This window comes from Dysgonomonas sp. (genome assembly GCF_035323175.1).
Taxonomy (GTDB): Bacteria; Bacteroidota; Bacteroidia; order Bacteroidales; family Dysgonomonadaceae; genus Dysgonomonas.
In genome coordinates, this window is record NZ_DAOKYH010000002.1 from 96,265 (window position 1) to 117,417 (window position 21,153).

The window sequence follows — 21,153 nt, forward strand, 5'->3', positions numbered from 1 at the left end:
GCAGTAAAAGGCTTAAATGAGAGATATAAAAGAAATAGAGAAAAGATATAAAGATCCGAACAGGATACCTAGAAAGGGATCACATCTATTTAAAAAGAGGTATCTTCTTTTTATCATCTTATTCATTGCCTTTATCACAAATCCGGATGAAGAGAAACACAGAGAAGCCGTTAGACATAAAATAAACAGCATTATGCTTCCACCTGACCCTTCGGGTTCGGGATATGTAGGCCGCCATCCCAGTGTAGACCCATTGGTGAATAATCATATCTCTGTTAATAATTATTTCCTATTCTCTACAACAAAAGCTTTCTGGAATAATGAGGAAGCAACAATCGGACTGGGAGTTTTTGGGCATGTATTCATTTCCGATATGGTAGACAAAGCTATAAATAGAAGATTAAACAATTAGTATTTAAACCAATATGTTCAGAGAAGTAAGAAGACAAAACAGAATACTTGAAGATAAAGCTCGCATAAGCGAACTATTAAAGACTTCAGAATACGGATTTCTTAGCTTAGGAACATCCGAGAATGGATATGGCTATGGCATCCCAATCAGTTATGTTTATGATGAGGAAGCTAATACTCTCTATTTTCATTGTGCTCCCGAAGGTCAGAAACTAGACCTGATAAAACAAAACAATAAGGTATCATTTTGTGTAGTAGGTGTAACAAAACCCATTGCGGAACAATTCACCACCTTATACGAAAGTGTTATATCCTACGGTAAAGCTGATATAAATCTATCTGATGAAGAAAAACGAAAAGCTCTCAGGCTATTGGTAAATAAATATTCAAAAGGCTTTGAAGAAATAGGAGAAAAATACATAGACAAATCGTGGAGCCGTACAGCTACATTCAAAATAGAAATAGAACACATAACAGCCAAAGCAAAATATAGTCCACATTGAATTTCTTTTTACCCAAGCTCAGCTATATGTACCTCATAGCAGCAAGATAGAGGAGATCGGGAAAAGTAAAATATCGCTAAATTATACTTTCTCTCAAATAGATTTTCAAAGAAAGTGATTAGCTTTGCACAACTTTATAAATATATCGTAGCAACAATAAAAACTTATTAATTTGTTGATTGTGAGTTCATCTAATAATTCTTACTTCGGAAAAGCAATCTTGTTTATTGTTTTATCCGTAGGCTTCTTTTTACTCTGTAAACAGTTGCTTCCCAACCGCTTATTCCCTGAGAATAAAATAACAACCGAAAATATTGTTGTAGACAGCCTGATGCTGAATGCAATCAATGATACTACAGCTATTGACGATTCTCCACATATAGCCAAGGCTGACAGCACAAATACAACCGACAGTTTGAACATCCAACCCGAAGAAATAGACGAAGCTATAAACCCTTCGCTCAATGCAGATGGTTATCAAAATCTAAAACGATTTTATGAAAAGCTGCATCAGCTGGAAGCAAATAAGTCAGGAAAAATAAGAATAGCCTATTTCGGCGATTCTATGAACGACGGCGATTATATTGTACAAGACGTCAGAAGTGAATTCCAGAAAAACTATGGAGGGCACGGAGTCGGTTTTGTTTCTATATCATCTCTTTCTGCTGCTTCACGGGGATCTATCTCACACCAAGTTTCAAAAGAATGGATTGTACAATCTTTTATAAAAGTAAAGAAACCAACCAGACCATTTGGGATAGATGGACAGGTATTCTTTACACGTGGTTCAGGCTCTAATTATTGGGTAAAATATAAAGCTCAGGCTCAACCCTATTCAACTGCATTATATAATCCTATACTTCTATATGGTAGTTCCAATAATGCAAATGCGTCTATTACGATTCGTGCAGACAAAGACTCGGTATCTACCAAAAAGCTTACCCCTTCACATTTACTCAATACGCTGCCACTTACATCTTCAAGTGTAAAATCATTGCAGGTTACATTTGCTCATGCCGACTCTATACCTATTTATGGATTCAGTTTCGACGACGGGCAAGGAGTACATGTAGACAATTTCTCCATGCGTGGCAACTCCGGTCTTCCACTTTCTATACTCAATCCATCGCTAATGAATGCGTTCGATAAAGTTTTAGGGTACGACCTCATTGTTCTTCAATATGGAACTAATGTATTGGGCTATGGCACTCTAAATTATAGTTGGTATGAAAAAAACATGACAACGGTTGTAAACAACCTACATCAATGTTTCCCGAATGCTGACATACTGATTATTTCCACAGCGGATAAGGCAAGCAAAATTGAACAAGAAATGAAAACAGATCCGGCAGTAGTTCCGTTGGCAAAAGCACAAAGGAACTATGCACGCAAAACAGGATCGGGCTATATAAACCTGTATGAATTAATGGGTGGCAATGGATCGATGGTAAAATGGGTCGATGAATATCATTTGGCAAATAAAGATTATACCCACTTTAATGCGTCGGGTTCGAAAAAGATAGCCAAATTGCTTTACGACGAGATTAATAAAGGCTACCTGAAATACAAACAACATAAGACCGAAACAGAGATTAAGAAATGATATTTTCGAAAAAAATACGGACAATCTGTTTATTTACATTATTCTTATTCTACCCTCTTACATTTTTCTATTCTTCAACGAAAGATGCGAGAAGAGTTAAGGACATAAAGAATAATGTTTTTGCGAATCAGGAATTATTAAATCCCATCTTCAATAAGTTATACAACTTAGAGAAAAGCAAAAAAGGAAAGATTAATATTGTCCACATAGGTGACTCTCATATTCAAGCTGATTTTTTCACGAATGCCATAAGAAGCGAACTACAGTCCAAATTCGGAAACGGAGGATATGGCTTTACTTTTCCTTATAGTCTGGTAAAAACAAACGGAACCCGAAATGTAAGATACAGCAGCAATGCCTCTTGGCAGAGCCTCAGGAATGTACTACCGATAGCAGATGTAGGCGTAGGACTTAGCGGAATTGCATTATATACTTCTTCTAACGACTTCGTATTGCAGCTATATACAGAAGAAGGATATGAGTTTACCAATGTTAAAGTAATATATCCGGATAAAGAGTCTCATTATAAAATGAGCATATCAGCCGACCCTCTTGAAGTAACCGGAGCAGCGCCAACAGGCTCAACGTCGGGTACAAGCATTAAATATCACAAGGTAAAAAAAGGAGAAACATTGTCTTCCATAAGCCGGAAATACAGAGTAACAGTTGCTCAGGTAAAAAAAGCAAATGGAATGAAATCGAATACAATCCGATTGAACCAATCGCTTAAGATACCAACGAAAACTACAGCGAAGCCTGTTCAGGTTAGATCGAGGGAAACCAACTTGGATACGGAGAATCTTAAATTTGTGAATATGTTATCCAAGCCATATTACTCATCGTATACGAGTGATTCCGCCATAAACAGGATTACCCTTGTACCCGATGGTAAAACGGCGATGTACAACCTCAACGGATTTGTAATAGAAAACAATGAGCCGGGAGTTGTATATCATACAATAGGTGTAAACGGCGCTAAAATGACGGATTACATTAAATATCCTCTATTTTTCAAACAACTACCGATACTCGAACCCGACCTTATCATCCTATCTTTTGGAACAAATGAATCTTTCGGAAAAATGAGCGACACGGAGTATATCTTTCAGCTGAATGAGTTTATCAACAATATAAAAGCATATTGTAAAAATGCAACTATACTCGTAATGACCCCTCCTCCGTCTATGTTTCGAAAAGGCAGGCAAAACACATTTGTTGCCGACTATAGCGTTGCTCTAATGGGGATTAATTACCTACCGGTATGGGATTTATACTCACGCATGAGTGGCGATTCTGCCATCAGACCAAGAGGAGATTATGCATCGATGATAGCTCGCGACAAAGTACACTACACAACCGGCGGGTATGAAGCTCAGGGACAATTATTTATTTCTGATTTTCTTAACGCTTACAATAATTATAAAAGCAAATATGATAAGTAATATATTTGAAAGTATAAGAGATTTCTACTTACCTGATTTTTTAGAAAAGGTAATCAACGATATAGCACCATATTTTATTTACGACCCGTCGCGACCGCTCCTGTTCAATAGTGCCTTCTTTCTTGGGTTCTTCCTTGTCTTCTATATGGTATATGTAGCCAGTAAGAAACACGACCATTTCAGGAAAGTATACCTTATCGCTTTTTCTCTTTACTTCTACTATTTGGCAGGGGGAAATACGATGGATATAAATCTTTTCGGATTTCATTTTCCGCTCAACTATTTTGTACTACTGGTTATCTGTGCTGTAGCAACACACTGGCTAGCTGTAAAAATGCATGAATCTGAGAAAACGGGAACACGAAAATTCTTATTGACACTTATTATTGTCGGCAACTTATTGATGTTGGCATACTTTAAGTATACGAATTTCCTTATCGATAATATAAATGCCATTTTCAATGGGAACTTTGCATTACATAATATTATATTACCAATCGGTATATCATTCTTTGTATTCGAAGCGATAAGCTATGCTGTAGATTTGTATCGCAAGCAAATGAAACCGGCCGACTCCCTTTTGGATTTCTGCTTTTATATAACTTTCTTTCCGAAACTGGTAGCTGGGCCTATTATACGAGCGAAAGATTTTCTGCCACAGATGAAGAATAAACTGCATCTGACCAAAGAAGACGCAAGTGCTGCTATATTCCTTATACTTATCGGTTTGATAAAGAAGGCGATTATATCAGATTATATCTCTACCAACTTTGTTGATCGGGTGTTCGATTCACCAATGAGCTATACTGCATTCGAGAACCTTATGGCTGTATATGGATATACGCTGCAAATATATTGTGACTTTTCGGGCTATTCAGATATTGCGATTGGACTATCCCTGTTGATGGGATTCACGATACCGCCTAACTTTTTAACGCCATATAAATCCCAATCAGTCACCGAATTCTGGCGTCGCTGGCATATATCCCTATCCTCTTGGTTGCGGGACTATCTGTATATTTCGATGGGAGGTAATCGTAAAGGCAAGATTAGAACTTATTTCAACCTATTCATGACAATGCTGATAGGAGGATTATGGCATGGTGCATCGTGGAAATTTGTTATTTGGGGCGGATTGCATGGAACAATGCTGGCAATAGAGCGATTCTTTAAGCAATTTATAAAAATACCTGACAACCGCTTCACTCGCATAATCTGTATCTTACTAACTTTTCACTTCGTAGCATTTTGTTGGATATTCTTCCGTGCCGGAAGTTTCGAATTGGCTGGAAGCGTTATTTCCAATATTGGTAAACTAACATTTGCTCCGAACGAATGGCTGGTTATTATAGAAGGATACAGAAATGTATTTATCTTACTGATTGTAGGATATATTATGCACTTCTTACCCGAAAAATTGGTTAACAATATAAAAGCGGGCTTCGACTCTATCCCGTTATTCGGGAAAGCTGCTTTTGCAGGTCTTATCTTTTGGATGATATTTGCAACAGCCTCCAGCGGGCCACAACCATTTATTTATTTCCAATTCTAAAAATATATTTAGTTGAACATCCACTACTTTAATCCCGGGCACGAGACAGCAGTCAACAATGCGTCGCCTTACTATACACCTCCGGTGAATATAGCGGCTATGCAAGAAGAATTGTCTTTTCTGCCGGCATGGTACGCCGATCGGGAAGATAAAGTTTTGGTCGATAGTAAAAACGAAGTATATTATTCATACTTAACAGAAAAATTCTCTACCCTAGCTCAACCAGTATCTCAGAACGAACTGACACTATATAGAGATGCAAATGTATCATTATGGGGAGTATCTCCTCAAGCGATTCGCTACTTCGAAGAACTAAATAAGGAATTAGAAATTAATCTGGATATTCCTGAATGGAGTGAAGAATATAAATATCTTAACAGCAGGCTCGCAGCGAGAGACTGTCTGTCTGAATTAATAAACTCTATCCCCCTACTCTCTCAAGCAATCATACCACAATTCTATACAAACCTGGACAATATAAACAGGGCTGTAAATGCCTCGGCATATCAACTATTAGCTAAAGCTCCTTATTCATCCTCCGGCAGGGGATTGCTATGGCTACCGGCAACAGGATTAACCCGCACCGAAAATCAGATATTACATGGAATTCTAAAAAAACAAGGGAGTGTCTCTATCGAAAGAGTTTTAGATAAACAAATGGATTTTGCCATGGAATTTATGGCAGATGGAAAAGGAAATATTGCCTTTGCAGGCTATTCTCTTTTTTATACCAATGCGAAGGGCGGCTACGAAGCAAATTATATAGGCTCACAAGAAAGTATCATAGAACAATTGTCTGAAAAGATATCGCTAGACCTTCTTGATTCTGTAAAGGGCAAGCTTATCAACATATTATCTAAAAAGCTTACAACACTTTACAATGGCTGTATCGGCGTGGATATGCTTATTTATTTAGAAGACAATGAGTATAAATTACATCCTTGCGTTGAAATAAATATGCGATACAATATGGGATTTCTCACTTGTCGGTTGTATGAAAACTATATAGCTACGCAGTCTTGCGGGAAATTCTATATAGATTTTAATCCTAAAGCGGAAGAGATGTATAACAACCATCTCTTGATGGAGGAAAAACACCCTATCCGAATAGAAAATGGCAAAATAACCTCAGGATACCTTTCGTTATGCCCAATCAGCAGAAGCAACAGATATAGAGCTTATGTATTGGTTGAAAAAGGCTTTTAATACCCTCTCCTATTAATAACTACAAATTTCTTCTTCTGAATTCAGCGCAAATAATTGCTGTAGCTATAGCTACATTTAACGACTCCGATGTGGGATTACCTACAGGGTAGTTTGGTATATACAGTTTCTCAGTAATCAATCTTTCTATTTCAGGACGGATTCCATTGCCTTCATTTCCCATAACAATAATTCCATCTGATGTAATTTTTTTTTCGTACATATTTTCTCCACCGAGAAAAGTTCCGTACACGGGCAAATGTTTATTCCGAGTCAAAAAATCTGATAAGTCTGTATAATGAATATTAACCCTCGCTAAAGCCCCCATTGTAGCTTGTACCACCTTCGGATTGTAGACATCAACAGTATCTTGCGAGCAAAATATATGATGAATGCCATACCAATCAGCCAAGCGTATGATTGTGCCCATATTGCCGGGGTCTTGAATACCATCCAATGCCAAAACCAGCTCATCATCAATCTTTATATCAGCTACATTTTCTGATTGGTAGAAGACAGCTAACACCTGCTGTGGGTTTTGTAAAAAACTCACTTGAGCCAGCTCGCTATCATTCACTTCTATTACTTCTTCAACATTTGCCACATCTGTCGATCTCAAAAATTCGGGAGTAGCAACGAGTAACTGACATTTTATAAATGGCAGTAAATCGCTTACCATCTTGTGACCTTCAGCGACAAAAGTTCCGAACTCGGCACGATATTTCTTCTCTTTCAAAGAGCGAATATATTTCAGCTTATTTTTGCTTAAACTCATTTATTTATTATCCAAATTTTACTTCACACGATACCTTAATCTAACTAAAACATTACCTCTAACCTATTTCCTTCAGGGTCTAGCGTTTCAAACTCATAATAGCCATCGCCTGTTTGCCGAGGACCTCTTAATATCTGATATCCCGCATTCTTTAGTTCCTCAGCTTTCTTATCCACCTCTTCTATAGAATCAACAACAAACGCCAAATGAATAAGTCCTTTGTGCTGTGTTCCCACAACATCATTTGCATTATCAGGAATATCCGTTCTGTGCATTATTTCTAATTGCCCGCCCGATTCGAAACTTAAAAAGTAGCTTCTGAAACCTGTGGTTTTATTTTCGTACAGTTGATTCGCTTGAGCTCCAAAATGTTTAACATAATATTCCTTTTCTTTTTCAAGGTCTGTAACCCAAATAGCAGCATGGTGAAGTTTCATAAACTATTCTATTTAAAATCAATTTATACTCTTTTTAATAACAAAACTACAAAAAGAAACAATTAAAACCCTAAATTTGTCGTTCAATTGAATAAATAGAGTTTGCTTCAGGTTATTTTCTATGAGACATAAGTTTTTGATTCCCTTCTTTGTAGTAATACTTCTTACGATCTTCATACAGTCGTGCAGTACAACGAAATATATCCCGGACGGAGAATATTTACTGGCAAGCACTACAGTAAAGAGTGACAAAAAGGTCATGTCAACCATGGATATGGAAACCTTTATCAAACAAAAACCTAACTATAAAACCTTTGCAATATTCAAGCTACCACTTTTCTTATATAACCTATCCGGAAAAGATAGCACAAAATGGGTTAATCGTACGTTACGTAATGCGGGAGATCCCCCTGTGCTATATGATAGTACTATGCTGGAGCAGACAGTAGTCAACCTGGAACGTATGATGACTAACAAAGGGTATATAGATGCAAGAGTTACCCCCATAGTAGAGCTAAAAAATAAAAAGGCAAAAGTAATTTATGATATCAAAGCCGGGGCGCCTTATCGTATAAAGGATTATACTATCAACATCAATGACAGTGTAATAAAAAAAACAATAATACCTGCCCAGCAATACCAGCCATTGATTAGCCGAAAACGAGACAGAGGAAATTTGCCAATGAGCATCGATAGTATTTTATCTCGGAACACATTAGTACACAAAAACTCTTTACTGGATTTGGATGTTCTCGATCAGGAAAGAGAACGGGTATCATCTTTATTCCGTCGAACGGGATACTATGCATTTAATAAAGAGTACGTAGGATTTGATGCAGATACCACACTCGGCAATAATATGGTTAAGCTCGATCTGACTATCGAGCCATTTGCTACACGTGCGGCAGATGGACAAATAACAGAAGTTCCTCACAGACAATACATAGTAGAAGACGTAGTCTTTCTGGTTGACTATAATCCTTTAACAGACCAAAGCGTTAATGAATTTGAACCTACAAGTGTATACGAAGAAGGTAGATATAAAATAAAGTATGGACCAAGAGAGCGTTACATCAGTCCTAGAACGGTTTTGGATAATTGTTATATCATGCCGGGAGCATTGTTTAATGAGAATGCAACATCCCTTACATACAGCTCGCTGGCTCAACTTAAGATATTAAAAAACATAAATATCAGTTATTACGAATTTATCGATAATGATTCGACTAAACTGCATTGCGTGATTACCTGTGTTCCGGATAAAAAGCAAGGTATTTCTGCCGAGGTGGAAGGCACTAACTCAGGCGGTTATTTTGGTGTGGGAGCGAGCGTAGGATATCTTCACCGAAACGTATTTAAAGGATCGGAGCTGTTCAGCGCACGTTTGCGTGGAGCCTACGAAGCTATTACCCCTAGCTTCTCCAGCTTCTCTGACAACTATTTTGAAATTGGAGGAGAAACATCACTTACATTCCCAAGCTTTATGTTTCCTCTTTTGAGTAAAGAACAAAAACGAAGGATACACGCCTCTACGCAATTAAATGCGAGCTATTCATTCCAACGGCGACCGGGATTTTTTACCCGTACCGTATTAGGATCGGGAGTGCAATATATATGGCAAGACAGACGACAATCTCTTAACCGCCATATATTTGATTTGATAGAGATCAGCTATATCCACCTTCCATCTATCGACTCAACATTCGAAAGCAAACTTTCTGCGGCAGCTAAACAGTATAGTTTTAAAGACCACTTTATTCTGGGAACAGGGTATACTTTTTCACGTACCAATGTAGCAAATGTAAACAGACGGTCTTATCAACCAATATATTCGCTACGAGCATCGATAGAAACTGCCGGAAACCTGCTCTCTCTAGCTGCTAAAATGTCAGGAGCAAAACCAGATTCTTTAGGTTCCAGACAAATATTCGGGACGAACTTTGCTCAATATGTACGGGCAACTATAGACTATAGTAAAGCATACCAAATAGACGAAAAGAACTCACTGGCATGGCATCTCGGCGGAGGCCTAGCCTATCCGTATGGAAATAATCAGCAGATACCTATCCAAAAACGCTTCTTTGCGGGAGGTGCAAACAGTGTAAGAGGATGGTCGATAAGAGAACTTGGCCCCGGGTCTTATTATTTTAAAAAATCGGCAGATGGTAATGATAAGGACAACTTTTATTATCACTCGGGAGACATACGGCTCGATGCAAGTGTAGAATATAGAAGTAAGTTATTTTGGATTATAGAAATGGGAGCTTTTATCGATGCCGGAAATATATGGACAGTGAAGAACTATGAAGATCAACCCGATGGGGCTTTCAAATTAAATAAATTTTATAAAGAAGTTGCTGTAGCATGGGGATTAGGATTACGCCTTAATTTCGATTTCGTACTTATTCGCTTAGATTGCGGATGGAAAGCTTATGATCCTTCGGGAGATCCCAATATAACCCGATGGCCTATTAAGGAACCTTGGCGCATAGCCAAAAATACAGCTTGGCACATCGCCGTGGGCTATCCTTTCTAATACTACATTAGCAAATTATAACATCTTAAGACTCCGCCCTATAAGTTTTAATTCTTTTTAGGCAATATGTTTTAAGCAAGCGAGTTAATAAGATGTACTTTTGCAATAAATAAAATTTCTATTTATTTGATGAAAAAATTATACATACTATTACTACTCCTTACTTTCGCAACTATTACCTGGGCTCAGACATACGAAGATATGGTGAATAGAGCCATGGACTACATAGATATGAAGGACTATGCAGCTGCCGAACAAGCTCTGAAAGCTGCATTGCGTAAAGAACCTGCGAATCCGAACAATATCATGCTGATGGTTAACCTGGGTACAATACAACGAAACTTGGGAGAATACGAAGAGGCTCTTATATCTTATAATGTAGCAATAGAACGATATCCCGATCGGGCTTTCCTGAAACATAGCCGTGCAGCATTATATTGCGATATGGGACGATATGACGATGCTATGAAAGACTACAATACGGTATTGCTAAACGACCCGAAAGATATAGAAGCTCTTTATCGACGAGGCCTAGTGCACCTCAATAACAATAATATATTTGCAGCCGAAGAAGATTTTGAAAAGACCTTAAAAGAAGCGCCGGATAATTTACAAGCTAAACTGGGACAAGCTCTGATTATGAAACGAAGAGGCGAATTTAAAGAGGCAGAAGAGCTATACAGCGATTTAATATACAAACACAAAAACAACGCAGACCTGTATTTCAACAGAGCAGAATGCTACTTGCAGTTAAACAAACTGGCACGGATGAATGAAGATATAAATAAGGCTCTGGAACTAGGCTTCAGCGATCCTATTATCTATCTATTGAGAGGTCAGTTAAGACTTGCTCAGTATGACAAACGTCTGGCTAAAGAAGACTTTCTGAAAGCACAGGAAATGGGAGTTAGCCAAACAATTGTAGCCGACTTTCTCAAATTGTGCAAATAACAAAAAGCCTCTCCTTCATCAAACATAACATTTATCAATATTAACATAATTATTATCTATTTGATTTATTAAGATTATGCTTCTATATTTGCAAGTATAACAAATAAACTAATAATTAAAATTAAGTAATTATGTCAGTATTAGTAGGAAAGAAAGCACCCGTATTCAATACAAGTGCTGTAGTGAATGGAAATGAGATAGTAGAAGGCTTCTCTTTGGAACAATACAAAGAAAAGAAATATGTATTGTTTTTCTTCTACCCTGCAGATTTTACATTTGTATGTCCGACAGAGATTATCGCATTCCAAGAAAAAATTGCAGAATTCGAATCACGTAACGTAGCTGTTGTTGGAGCTTCTACCGACTCAGCTTTCTCTCACTGGAAATGGTTACAAACAGAACAAAATGATGGAGGTATCAAGGGGGTTAAATATCCATTGGTATCAGACCAATCACTCATGATTTCTACTGCTTATGATGTACTGGCAGGATCATTTGACTACAACGATGAAGGTGAAGATGTATTCAACGGTGCGCCTCAGGCTTATCGCGGACTTTTCTTGATCGACAAAGAAGGTGTTGTACGCCATCAGGTAGTAAATGACATGCCGCTGGGACGTAGTGTAGACGAAGCTATACGTGTAATCGATGCACTTCAATTCACTGAAGAATACGGCGAAGTTTGTCCTGCAAACTGGAAGAAAGGAGATAAAGCTTTAAAAGCAACCCAAGAAGGGATTTCTGATTATTTATCCCATAAACATTAGTTCTGTCTTGTTTATAACGGATATAAGTTTAAGTTAATTTAGTTCATAAAAGCCGTAGTCCTTCTGATTACGGCTTTTTAATACATAAAAGGAATATATTGCCCTTATTTTTCATACTTTTGTACTCGTTATTTTTAATTTAACTCAAAATGAAATATAATTTCGATGAAATTATCAATCGCAAGGGGACCAATGCATTAAAAACAGATGCTCTTGCGGCACGTTATGGTAATGCCGAACTCATTCCTTTATGGGTTGCAGATATGGACTTCAAGTCCCCACCGGCAATAACGGAAGCCATCATCGAACGAGCTCATCACGGCATTTTTGGTTATACTTGTGCATCTCAAGAATATTATAATTCTATTATAAATTGGGTTAATCGCCACCATAACTGGCAAATCCAACAAGAATGGATTACATTTATTCCCGGAATAGTAAAAGGAATAGCCTTCGTTTTAGATTGCTTTACGTCCAAAGATCATCAAATAATAATACAACCGCCCGTATATCACCCTTTTCGTATAATCCCGACTTTGCACCATCGTATTGTTGTAGACAATCCTCTAACATTGGAAGCCGGACAATACAAAATGGATTTGGAAGGATTGAAGAATATAATCAATCCGGCTAGTAAAGTACTGATACTTTGCAACCCTCACAATCCGGGTGGAAGAGTCTGGACACGTCAGGAATTAATTGATATAGCTGAAATATGTTACGAGCACAAAATATTGGTTATATCAGATGAGATTCATTCAGATTTGGCCTTTGCTCCACACAAGCATATTCCATTTGCCAGTGTATCAGAGAAAGCTGCGCAAAACAGCATTACATTCATGGCTCCCAGCAAAACATTTAATATAGCGGGTATTGTAAGTTCATATTCAATTATTCCGAATGACGAACTCAGAAAAAAATTCAACAAATATTTAGAAAGCAGCGAGCTTGACGAAGGTCATATATTTGCTTATTTGGCAGCACAAACCGCATACGAGCACTGCGATGAATGGTTGGCACAAGCTAAAGATTATATATGGAATAATATCAAGTTTGTGGACGAATACCTAAAAACGAATATTCCTCAAATAAAAGCAATGACTCCTGAAGCATCATTTCTTGTATGGCTAGACTGTAGAGAACTGAATCTTTCTCAAAAGGCATTAGTTTCTCTATTTGTAGACGATGCCAAATTGGCACTGAACGATGGCGAGATGTTTGGACAAGGGGGAGAAGGATACATGCGCTTAAATGTGGGTACGCCTTTAGCCAACATACAAAAAGCGTTGGATAATCTTAAAAAGGCAGTATACGCAAAACAAATACGTGACTAGAATTGTTTCTATTACAATTTTGGGCACGATTATTGTCATACAAAAATAAAGTAAAAATAGGTCTTAGGACTTGGTTATTAATCCATATAAACAATTAACAAATAAAATGAAAATTTCAACTAATAAGTTTGTTGCTCTATCTTATGACCTGACAGTTGGTGAAGGTGAGGAACGTGAACTAATGGAAAAGGCTACAGCTGAGACTCCTCTTGAATTTATCTTTGGTACAGACTCTATGCTTCAGGCTTTTGAGAAGAACATCGATGGATTAGCTGAAGGAGATTCTTTCGATTTCACACTCACTCCGGAAGAAGCATACGGCGAATACGATGATGATCATGTGGTTGATCTCCCACGAAATATATTCGAACAAGATGGTGTATTGAATAAAGAAGTGATCTTTGAAGGAAATACAGTTCCAATGATGGATACAAACGGAAATCGTTTGAATGGTTCTGTTGTGGAAGTAAAAGAAGATGTTATAAAAATGGACTTCAATCACCCATTAGCTGGAGAAACATTAAATTTCTCAGGAAAAGTACTAACTGTAAGAGAATCTACACCTGAAGAAATTGCAGCATTGTTTGCACCTCAAGGTGGTGGATGCGGATGCGGTTCAGGATGTGGTTGTGGCGACGGAGAAGAAGACTCTTGCGGATGCGGCAGCGAAAAAGAAACAGCTGGCGGATGCGGTTCAGGATGTGGATGTCACTAAAATTTGATTGACATTATATAATATATAAAAGACAGATGCTAAAAAACATCTGTCTTTTTCTTTTATCCGATTATTTCAATCCGGGCAAACTTTAATAATAATTGCTTTACTCCGGAATTTTCAAATTCTACGGTTGCCTTACGACTATCTACATCACCTGTTACTGCGGTCACTTTTCCGATGCCAAAACGTTCGTGTTTGATTATAGCCCCTACACCTACCTCTCCGGCATTACTTCCAGCCGACACTTTAGGTGTAGCTGTTCTAGCATTTACAAATTTAGGTTGACCGAAGCTTTCATTTTTCGGTTGGGATAGAGGAGTTGATTCTCTTTGTACAGATCGTTCCGTATGAGTAGTACGGGGATTGGATGAATAGTCAAACAGCTCTTTGGTATATGTCTCAGGACGATTGAGAACACCAAAGCCTCCCGATCCGAGTACTCCGGCATTTACATTCAGATAATCCGTATCGATGTCTCTTAAGAAACGACTTGGATTACATGCATTAATCTGACCGTTACGAAATCGGCTTTTCGCATAAGTTATCATACAAAACTCCTTCGCCCGTGTTATTGCCACATAAAACAAACGTCGTTCTTCTTCGAGTCCTCTGAATTCATCCTTTGCCATAGCCGAAGGAAAAAGATCTTCTTCGAGCCCTACGACAAAGACATTATTAAATTCCAATCCTTTAGCTGCATGGATTGTCATCATGGTCACTTTCTCTTTATCGGCTTCCTTGTCAGTATCTTGATCACTAAGAAGAGATACCTCGGACAGAAAGTCCATCAATCCGATTCCGCCTAGACCTTCTTCCTGACGGCTTTCACAGTACTCATGAATACCTCCGAGCAATTCCTGTAAGTTCTCCTGACGGCTCATACCTTCGGGTGTCTGATCTTGGTATGCATCAGAAGCAATACCACTTTCCTTCACAATACGGGTAGCCAGTTCGTAAGCAGAGAGTTCTTGTAATTGGGAAATAAAGCTTTCTATCAGCTCTTTAAATCCAGCCAATTTCTTTGCAGTACCGGCATTAACATCCAGATTGAAACCCAACGGATTGCTGATTACCTCCCATAAGCTTACATTATGCAGGCGTGCTGCATCAGCAATTTTATTTAAGGTTGTATTGCCTATACCCCGGGTAGGGAAATTAACGGTACGGCGAAAAGCTTCCTCATCGTACGGATTTACCACCATGCGAAAATATCCTATTACATCTTTTATTTCTTTACGCTGATAGAAAGATAGTCCACCATAAATACGATAAGGTATATTCTTCTTTCTCAATGCTTCTTCAAAAATACGAGACTGAGCATTTGTACGATATAGAATTACAAAGTCACTGTATGGAGCATTCTTATCACGGCGCAGATCCCATATCTTATTAGACACAATCACCCCTTCCTCAAAATCGGAGAAAGCACTCGCCACTTCGAGGCGATCTCCTTCTTCATTTTCGGAATATATTGTCTTTTTTATTTGATCTTTATTTTGTTTTATGAGACTATTTGCTGCATTTACAATATTCTGGGTAGAACGATAGTTTTGCTCCAGTTTAAACATCTTAGCTTCCGGGTATACCTCCTTAAACTTTAATATATTTTCAATATTGGCTCCACGAAACGAATATATACTCTGGGCATCATCTCCTACCACACACACTCGATGATGTGCATCAGCAAGCTGTTTCACAACAAGATACTGTGCAAAATTAGTATCCTGATACTCATCTACAAGTATAAACTGATAACGCTCCTGATAAGCAGCTAACACATCCGGGTGGTCTCGAAACAAGCGGTTGGTATAAAACAGAAGGTCATCAAAGTCCATTGTATTCGATGCCCTCAACCGATTGTTATATTCTCTGTATAGATCTTTTATCATGGGCATCTTTGCTCGCTGATCGTACTCTATAAGCTCTTTGTTCTGAGCATACATCTGTGGAGATATCAGAGCATTTTTTGCATTCGATATGATCGATTGCACACGTGCCGGCTTGTAGACTTTATCATCAAGCTGAAACTGTTTTATTATGGTTTTTATAAGATTACGGGAATCAGCAGAATCGAAAATAGTGAAGTTGGCTGTAAATCCTATTCTTTCTGCTTCGGTACGTAAGATTCGTGAAAAAACAGAGTGAAACGTACCCATCCATAAGTAACGGGCATATTGCCAACCAATAAGTTGCGCTATACGTTCTTTCATTTCACGTGCAGCCTTATTGGTAAATGTTAGTGCCAATATACTTTGAGGATGATAGCCTTGCTGCATTAAATAGGCTATTTTGTATGTCAATACACGAGTCTTGCCCGACCCTGCTCCGGCAATAATTAGAGAAGGTCCGCTATTATATTCTACAGCTTCGCGTTGTTGCTTATTTAATTGATCGAGTAAGTTATTCATAAAAAGTTGAGATAGGATAACAAAGGTAATGCTTTTTCAGCGAACAATAATAAGCTTATCACCTACAGAAGTACATGTATTTTTCGTACTCTTCAAATTAATCTATATAAATATTATAAGGTTGAAAGAATATATCTACTAACTTTGTTTTTGTTACAGTAAAATAAATATTCAAGAGTATTAATCATAAATCGAAATAGATAGATGTATGTATTTATATCTCCACATTTTGACGATGCCATAGGGTCGTCCGGAGGTGTTATAAACAGACTCGTTGAATCTGGAGAAGAATGTTGCGTAATGACTATTATGACAGCGATACCATGGTATCATCCCAAATATGCATATTATGTATTACACAGACAATCTGAAAACAGGAATGCAGCCAAGGCATTAAAATGCAGTGTAAAAAATGCCCCGTTTCTGGATGTTGTATATAGAAAAGGGATGAGAAAACAGATGAAGCAGGCGAAGAAAAAGTTATTCACAGTAGAAGTTACAGAGTATGATTTGATAGAAAAAATCCGAGATTATATTCTGATAAATACAAAGCCTGATGATATATTGATTGCTCCGGCAGGACTCGGTAATCATATAGATCACCGTATCGTTAATATCGCAGTTCAAGATCTGGATAGACGTGTTTATTTCTACGAAGAATTCTATTATGATATTGAACAGACGGAATCGCCATTGACAGCCGATTATGCATACGTGTATTTAACAAAGAATGAAATTTCTGAGAAATTAGATGCAATGTTGATGTATAAGAAAACCCTACGAAAACTATTTCGCAGAAATTGGAAAGAGAGAACGGCCCAGTATTATATAAAAGAACGTATACATGCAGGCAAGCCTTATGAACGGTTTAACGATATTACTTTTCTAGATGGAAAATAAAAGAATGATAGGATCATTAACTTCGTATCCGGCTAGGATAACGACTGTTCACCGTGTAATCGAAACTATTTTAAATCAATCGGTACCGCTGGATAAAGTTATTCTGTATCTGGCCGATGAACAGTTTCCCGATCGACAATTGCCACAAACATTAACTGATTTGGCAAAAAATGGAAAATTTGAAGTCCGGTGGTGGGCACGCGATATAAAATCATTTAAAAAATTGATTCCGGCATTAAAAGAGTTTCCGGATGATAATATTGTTACATTCGATGATGATATTTTGTATCCGCCGAATATAATTGAAAGATTGATAAAGAAACACCAGAGATACCCACATGCTATTTGCGGATGCCGTATTAGGTTAATAACCACTAAAAATGGGGATATTGGAAAATATGAAACATGGAAGCGATGTAAAAGATGGCGACTATTTTTGTACGGAGGCAAACCCAAATTTAGAAATCTAGCGACAACAGGTGGTGGTACTTTATTTCCGCCGCATTCTTTACATTCGGACGTTTTCCGCGATGATATATTTATGAATCTTTGTCCAACAACTGATGACCTATGGTTTTGTGCAATGGCAATTCTTAATGGTACAAAAACAGCTCCGGCAGGAAGCTCTGAGAAAATAACAGTCATAGAAGAGTCTCAGACTGAGGCCTTGATGTATGACAACACGCAAGGGAAAAAACTCAATGACAAGAATATGAATAATATTATAGATACATATCCCGAAGTAAGAGCTCGCCTCATTAATCGGAATAAAAAGTGACAAAAAAATGGTGTTTTTTACCATTGTTTTTGTCACTTTATTTTTCTATCGGATATGTTCTACTCTTCAGTTTAAACTAATGACTACAAACTTTACTTACATCTACAGTAAAAGCATTATCATTTGAAGGCATAAATTTCCCTTTATTCTTTAAAAACACTATTAATTCATCAATATCCATATCTTCTGCTGAACAAGCATAAAACTTTTGATCTTTACCAAATTGTTCAATAATGGCTTCCTTTAAAGAAGACTCCGTGTAATTATTTCCTTCCATCATATGAAGTACTTCATGAGCATGCAATTGTTCCATAATTATCTTATTCTTAGTTTTCCATACAAAGATAAGGAGTAAACACTCAGAAGAAACGTAACATATGTTACACAGGTATTCCTCTTTACTTAAAAAATATTTTTATTTAGTTTTCTATTTTGTTGTATCTTTATGTGTTCAAATCTAAAATCAAAAAAGTTCATGAGAAAAACCCTTAAAACCATTTGTTATTTTTTACTTGTAACCGCTACATTAGCCGGATGCGAGAACAAAATTCCACTAAAGGCTAATTACGAGGTTATACCATTACCTCAAAGTATAACTTTGGCGGGAAATGAAAGTTTCACGTTAAATAGTAACACTCAGATTAGTTATTCGAAAGGCGATGAGATACAAAAGCAAACAGCCGAATTTCTGTCCGAGTACCTCAAATTGAGTACAGGTTTGAGCCTAAAAGTAACAGATAAAAAAGTATCTGAAAACTCGATTATACTGAAAGCTGATTATCAGGGAGAGAAGCCTGAATCATACAGTCTTATTGTAAACAGCAAACAGATAATCATTAATGGGAAAGACAATGCCGGAACATTTTACGGAGTACAAACATTAAGAAAATCGATCCCCGAAGATGCATCAAACAGTACAATTATTTTTCCGGCTGTAGAAATAAAGGATTACCCACGTTTCGAATACCGAGGAATGATGCTTGACGTAGGTCGCCATATGTTTCCTGTAGAGTTTATAAAAAAATATATAGATATCTTAGCTCTACACAACATGAACCGTTTTCACTGGCACCTTACTGATGATCAGGGATGGAGAATAGAAATAAAAAAATATCCCGAACTCACCAAGGTAGGGTCTCAACGTGCTCAGACTGTTATCGGAAGAAACTCTGCTAAGTATGACGGAAAACCTTATGGTGGTTATTATACACAAGAGCAAATAAAAGAGATAGTAGCGTACGCTCAAAAACGTTTTATAACGATTGTTCCGGAAATAGACCTTCCGGGCCATATGTTGGCAGCATTATCAGCCTATCCTAATCTTGGTTGTACAGGAGGCCCATATAAGGTGGGTGAATCTTGGGGTGTATTTGACGATGTGCTATGTGCCGGTAATGAAGAGATATACACTTTCCTGGAGAATGTATATTCTGAGCTTATAGAGCTATTCCCATCTAAACTTATACATGTAGGTGGTGATGAATGTCCTAAAGTGAGATGGAAGGAATGTCCTAAATGTCAGGCTAAAATTAAAGAATTAGGACTTAAAGGAGATGCAAAACATACGAAAGAAGACATGCTACAAAGCTATGTAATATCTCATATGGAGAAATTCTTGAATAGTAAAGGACGTGAAATCATTGGTTGGGATGAAATACTCGAAGGAGGATTAGCCCCTAATGCTAAAGTCATGTCGTGGAGAGGCATGGAAGGCGGTGCATCTGCTGCAAAAATGAAACACGAGGCAGTGATGACTCCTACATCTCATTTATATTTCGATTATTATCAGACAGATGACACAACGGGAGAACCTCTTGCTTTCGGAGGGTTTGTTTCTGTAAAGAAAGTATATAGCTTCGAACCTGTTCCTAGTGAACTTACAGCGGAAGAAAGCAAATATATAATAGGTACTCAGGCTAACTTATGGACAGAGTATGTAGTAGACTCTAAACAGGCTGAATATATGGTATTGCCTAGAGCTGCGGCATTAAGCGAAGTGCAATGGACGATGCCGGAAAAGAAGAACTATGAATTTTTCCTGCCTCGCCTTGGCAAATTGATGGACCTATATAAAAAGCTGGATTACAACTTTGCAACGCATGTAGTAGACATTAGTTCCGAAATTATTCAAGATGTTGCTAAAGGTGTAGTGAATGTAAAACTTTTCACCTATGATAACGCTCCTATATACTATACTCTAGATGGTAGTACGCCATCGACTAAGAGTATAAAATATGAACACCCTATCGAGATTGGTTCAACAGCAACTATAAAGGCTATAGCATTCAGAGACAAGGAACAAAGTAAAGAATATACCGAATCTTTTGAGTTCAATAAAGCCACATTCAAAAACATCAAACTGGAGAATGCCCCTCACAAAAATTATACTTACAACGGAGCAATCACGTTGGTAAATGGAAAAAGAGGCGGTACCTCTCACGCGAATGGTGAATGGCTCGGTTTTTATAATACAGATTTCGTTGCAACTATTGACATGAAAGAACCGACAGAAATGTCAGAGGTTACTACCGGGACTTTTGTTAGTCCGGGATCGTGGATTTTTGGAGCAACAGGATATATTGTATCTCTTTCTGAAGATGGAGAATCTTTCAAACAAGTATTCGAAGAAAAATATCCAATAGTGGATAAAGAGAGCCCGAGTGACAGAGTGCAGGATTTAGTAGCGAAATTCCCAACACAGAAAGCTCGTTATGTAAAAATAACAGTAAAAGTTACCAAGTCAATCCCTGAATGGCATGTAGGAAAAGGAAGTCCCTCATTCGTATTTGTAGACGAGATAATCATTGAATAAGAAAATGTAATGATAAAAAGCAA

At 37.6% G+C, this 21,153-nt stretch carries 18 protein-coding genes; 14 read left to right on the forward strand and 4 right to left on the reverse strand.

All coding sequences use genetic code 11. From position 1 onward, the window contains the following. Positions 1–16 precede the first annotated feature (16 nt). The 6 genes from PKC55_RS03485 (at position 17) to PKC55_RS03510 (ending at position 6,717) form a co-directional block, all read left to right on the forward strand. The gene (locus tag PKC55_RS03485) at positions 17–412 is read left to right on the forward strand and encodes a hypothetical protein (protein ID WP_291130070.1); all 396 of its coding nucleotides are present in this window, start codon (positions 17–19) and stop codon (positions 410–412) included. 13 nt (positions 413–425) lie between these two features. Then, on the forward strand, positions 426–914 hold the full coding sequence (locus PKC55_RS03490; RefSeq protein WP_324371886.1) for a pyridoxamine 5'-phosphate oxidase family protein: 489 nt from the start codon (positions 426–428) through the stop codon (positions 912–914). Between the two features lie 181 nt (positions 915–1,095). Next, entirely contained in the window at positions 1,096–2,517 is a 1,422-nt protein-coding gene (locus PKC55_RS03495; protein WP_291128258.1) for a GDSL-type esterase/lipase family protein, read from the forward strand. Next, positions 2,514–3,959, forward strand: a complete 1,446-nt coding sequence (locus tag PKC55_RS03500; RefSeq protein WP_324371888.1) for a LysM peptidoglycan-binding domain-containing protein — start codon at positions 2,514–2,516, stop codon at positions 3,957–3,959. The genes PKC55_RS03495 and PKC55_RS03500 overlap by 4 nt, the downstream gene beginning before the upstream one ends. Beyond that, positions 3,949–5,511 carry an MBOAT family O-acyltransferase gene (locus PKC55_RS03505; RefSeq protein ID WP_291128264.1) on the forward strand — a complete coding sequence of 521 codons (1,563 nt, stop codon included), beginning with the start codon at positions 3,949–3,951 and terminating at the stop codon, positions 5,509–5,511. Before PKC55_RS03500 ends, PKC55_RS03505 begins: the two co-directional genes overlap by 11 nt. Before the next feature lie 12 nt (positions 5,512–5,523). Then, positions 5,524–6,717, forward strand: coding sequence for a hypothetical protein (locus PKC55_RS03510; protein ID WP_291128266.1), 1,194 nt, complete (start codon positions 5,524–5,526; stop codon positions 6,715–6,717). A 19-nt stretch (positions 6,718–6,736) separates the two neighbouring features. On the opposite strand, the gene PKC55_RS03515 is transcribed toward PKC55_RS03510, so the two are convergent. Next, positions 6,737–7,489 carry an RNA methyltransferase gene (locus PKC55_RS03515; RefSeq protein ID WP_291128268.1) on the reverse strand — a complete coding sequence of 251 codons (753 nt, stop codon included), beginning with the start codon at positions 7,487–7,489 and terminating at the stop codon, positions 6,737–6,739. Between the two features lie 44 nt (positions 7,490–7,533). Continuing rightward, positions 7,534–7,926: a VOC family protein gene (locus PKC55_RS03520; protein ID WP_135104009.1), complete on the reverse strand. Its 393-nt coding sequence runs from the start codon at positions 7,924–7,926 to the stop codon at positions 7,534–7,536. A 121-nt stretch (positions 7,927–8,047) separates the two neighbouring features. On the opposite strand from PKC55_RS03520, the gene tamL reads away from it, so the two are divergent. The 5 genes from tamL to PKC55_RS03545 all read left to right on the forward strand — a co-directional run bounded on the left by tamL (position 8,048) and on the right by PKC55_RS03545 (position 14,229). Beyond that, complete coding sequence (tamL, locus tag PKC55_RS03525; RefSeq protein ID WP_283686459.1) at positions 8,048–10,462, forward strand: translocation and assembly module lipoprotein TamL; 2,415 nt, start codon at positions 8,048–8,050, stop codon at positions 10,460–10,462. A gap of 129 nt (positions 10,463–10,591) precedes the next feature. Then, on the forward strand, positions 10,592–11,413 hold the full coding sequence (locus PKC55_RS03530; protein ID WP_291128275.1) for a tetratricopeptide repeat protein: 822 nt from the start codon (positions 10,592–10,594) through the stop codon (positions 11,411–11,413). 131 nt (positions 11,414–11,544) lie between these two features. Next, a complete protein-coding gene (locus tag PKC55_RS03535) occupies positions 11,545–12,180 on the forward strand; it encodes a peroxiredoxin (protein ID WP_291128278.1) in 636 nt (211 codons plus the stop codon). A gap of 149 nt (positions 12,181–12,329) precedes the next feature. Then, positions 12,330–13,514 (forward strand): MalY/PatB family protein, encoded by a 1,185-nt coding sequence (locus tag PKC55_RS03540; protein WP_291128280.1) that lies wholly within the window; start codon positions 12,330–12,332, stop codon positions 13,512–13,514. Positions 13,515–13,620: 106 nt separating this feature from the next. Next, positions 13,621–14,229 (forward strand): FKBP-type peptidyl-prolyl cis-trans isomerase, encoded by a 609-nt coding sequence (locus PKC55_RS03545; RefSeq protein WP_291128283.1) that lies wholly within the window; start codon positions 13,621–13,623, stop codon positions 14,227–14,229. A 62-nt stretch (positions 14,230–14,291) separates the two neighbouring features. Here PKC55_RS03545 and PKC55_RS03550 read toward each other — a convergent pair whose 3' ends face one another. Next, positions 14,292–16,640 carry an ATP-dependent helicase gene (locus PKC55_RS03550; protein ID WP_296948217.1) on the reverse strand — a complete coding sequence of 783 codons (2,349 nt, stop codon included), beginning with the start codon at positions 16,638–16,640 and terminating at the stop codon, positions 14,292–14,294. Positions 16,641–16,844: 204 nt separating this feature from the next. Here PKC55_RS03550 and PKC55_RS03555 point away from each other — a divergent pair, with 204 nt between their 5' ends. Together PKC55_RS03555 and PKC55_RS03560 are read left to right on the forward strand one after the other, a co-directional pair. Further along, positions 16,845–17,540, forward strand: a complete 696-nt coding sequence (locus PKC55_RS03555; RefSeq protein ID WP_291129653.1) for a PIG-L deacetylase family protein — start codon at positions 16,845–16,847, stop codon at positions 17,538–17,540. Beyond that, entirely contained in the window at positions 17,530–18,318 is a 789-nt protein-coding gene (locus PKC55_RS03560; RefSeq protein WP_324371898.1) for a glycosyltransferase, read from the forward strand. The genes PKC55_RS03555 and PKC55_RS03560 overlap by 11 nt, the downstream gene beginning before the upstream one ends. A 76-nt stretch (positions 18,319–18,394) precedes the next feature. On the opposite strand, the gene PKC55_RS03565 is transcribed toward PKC55_RS03560, so the two are convergent. Further along, the gene (locus tag PKC55_RS03565) at positions 18,395–18,631 is read right to left on the reverse strand and encodes a YecH family metal-binding protein (RefSeq protein ID WP_291129659.1); all 237 of its coding nucleotides are present in this window, start codon (positions 18,629–18,631) and stop codon (positions 18,395–18,397) included. A gap of 162 nt (positions 18,632–18,793) precedes the next feature. Between PKC55_RS03565 and PKC55_RS03570 the strand changes: the two genes are divergently transcribed. After that, positions 18,794–21,130, forward strand: a complete 2,337-nt coding sequence (locus tag PKC55_RS03570) for a glycoside hydrolase family 20 protein (protein ID WP_291129662.1) — start codon at positions 18,794–18,796, stop codon at positions 21,128–21,130. The last annotated feature ends 23 nt before the right edge of the window (positions 21,131–21,153 follow it).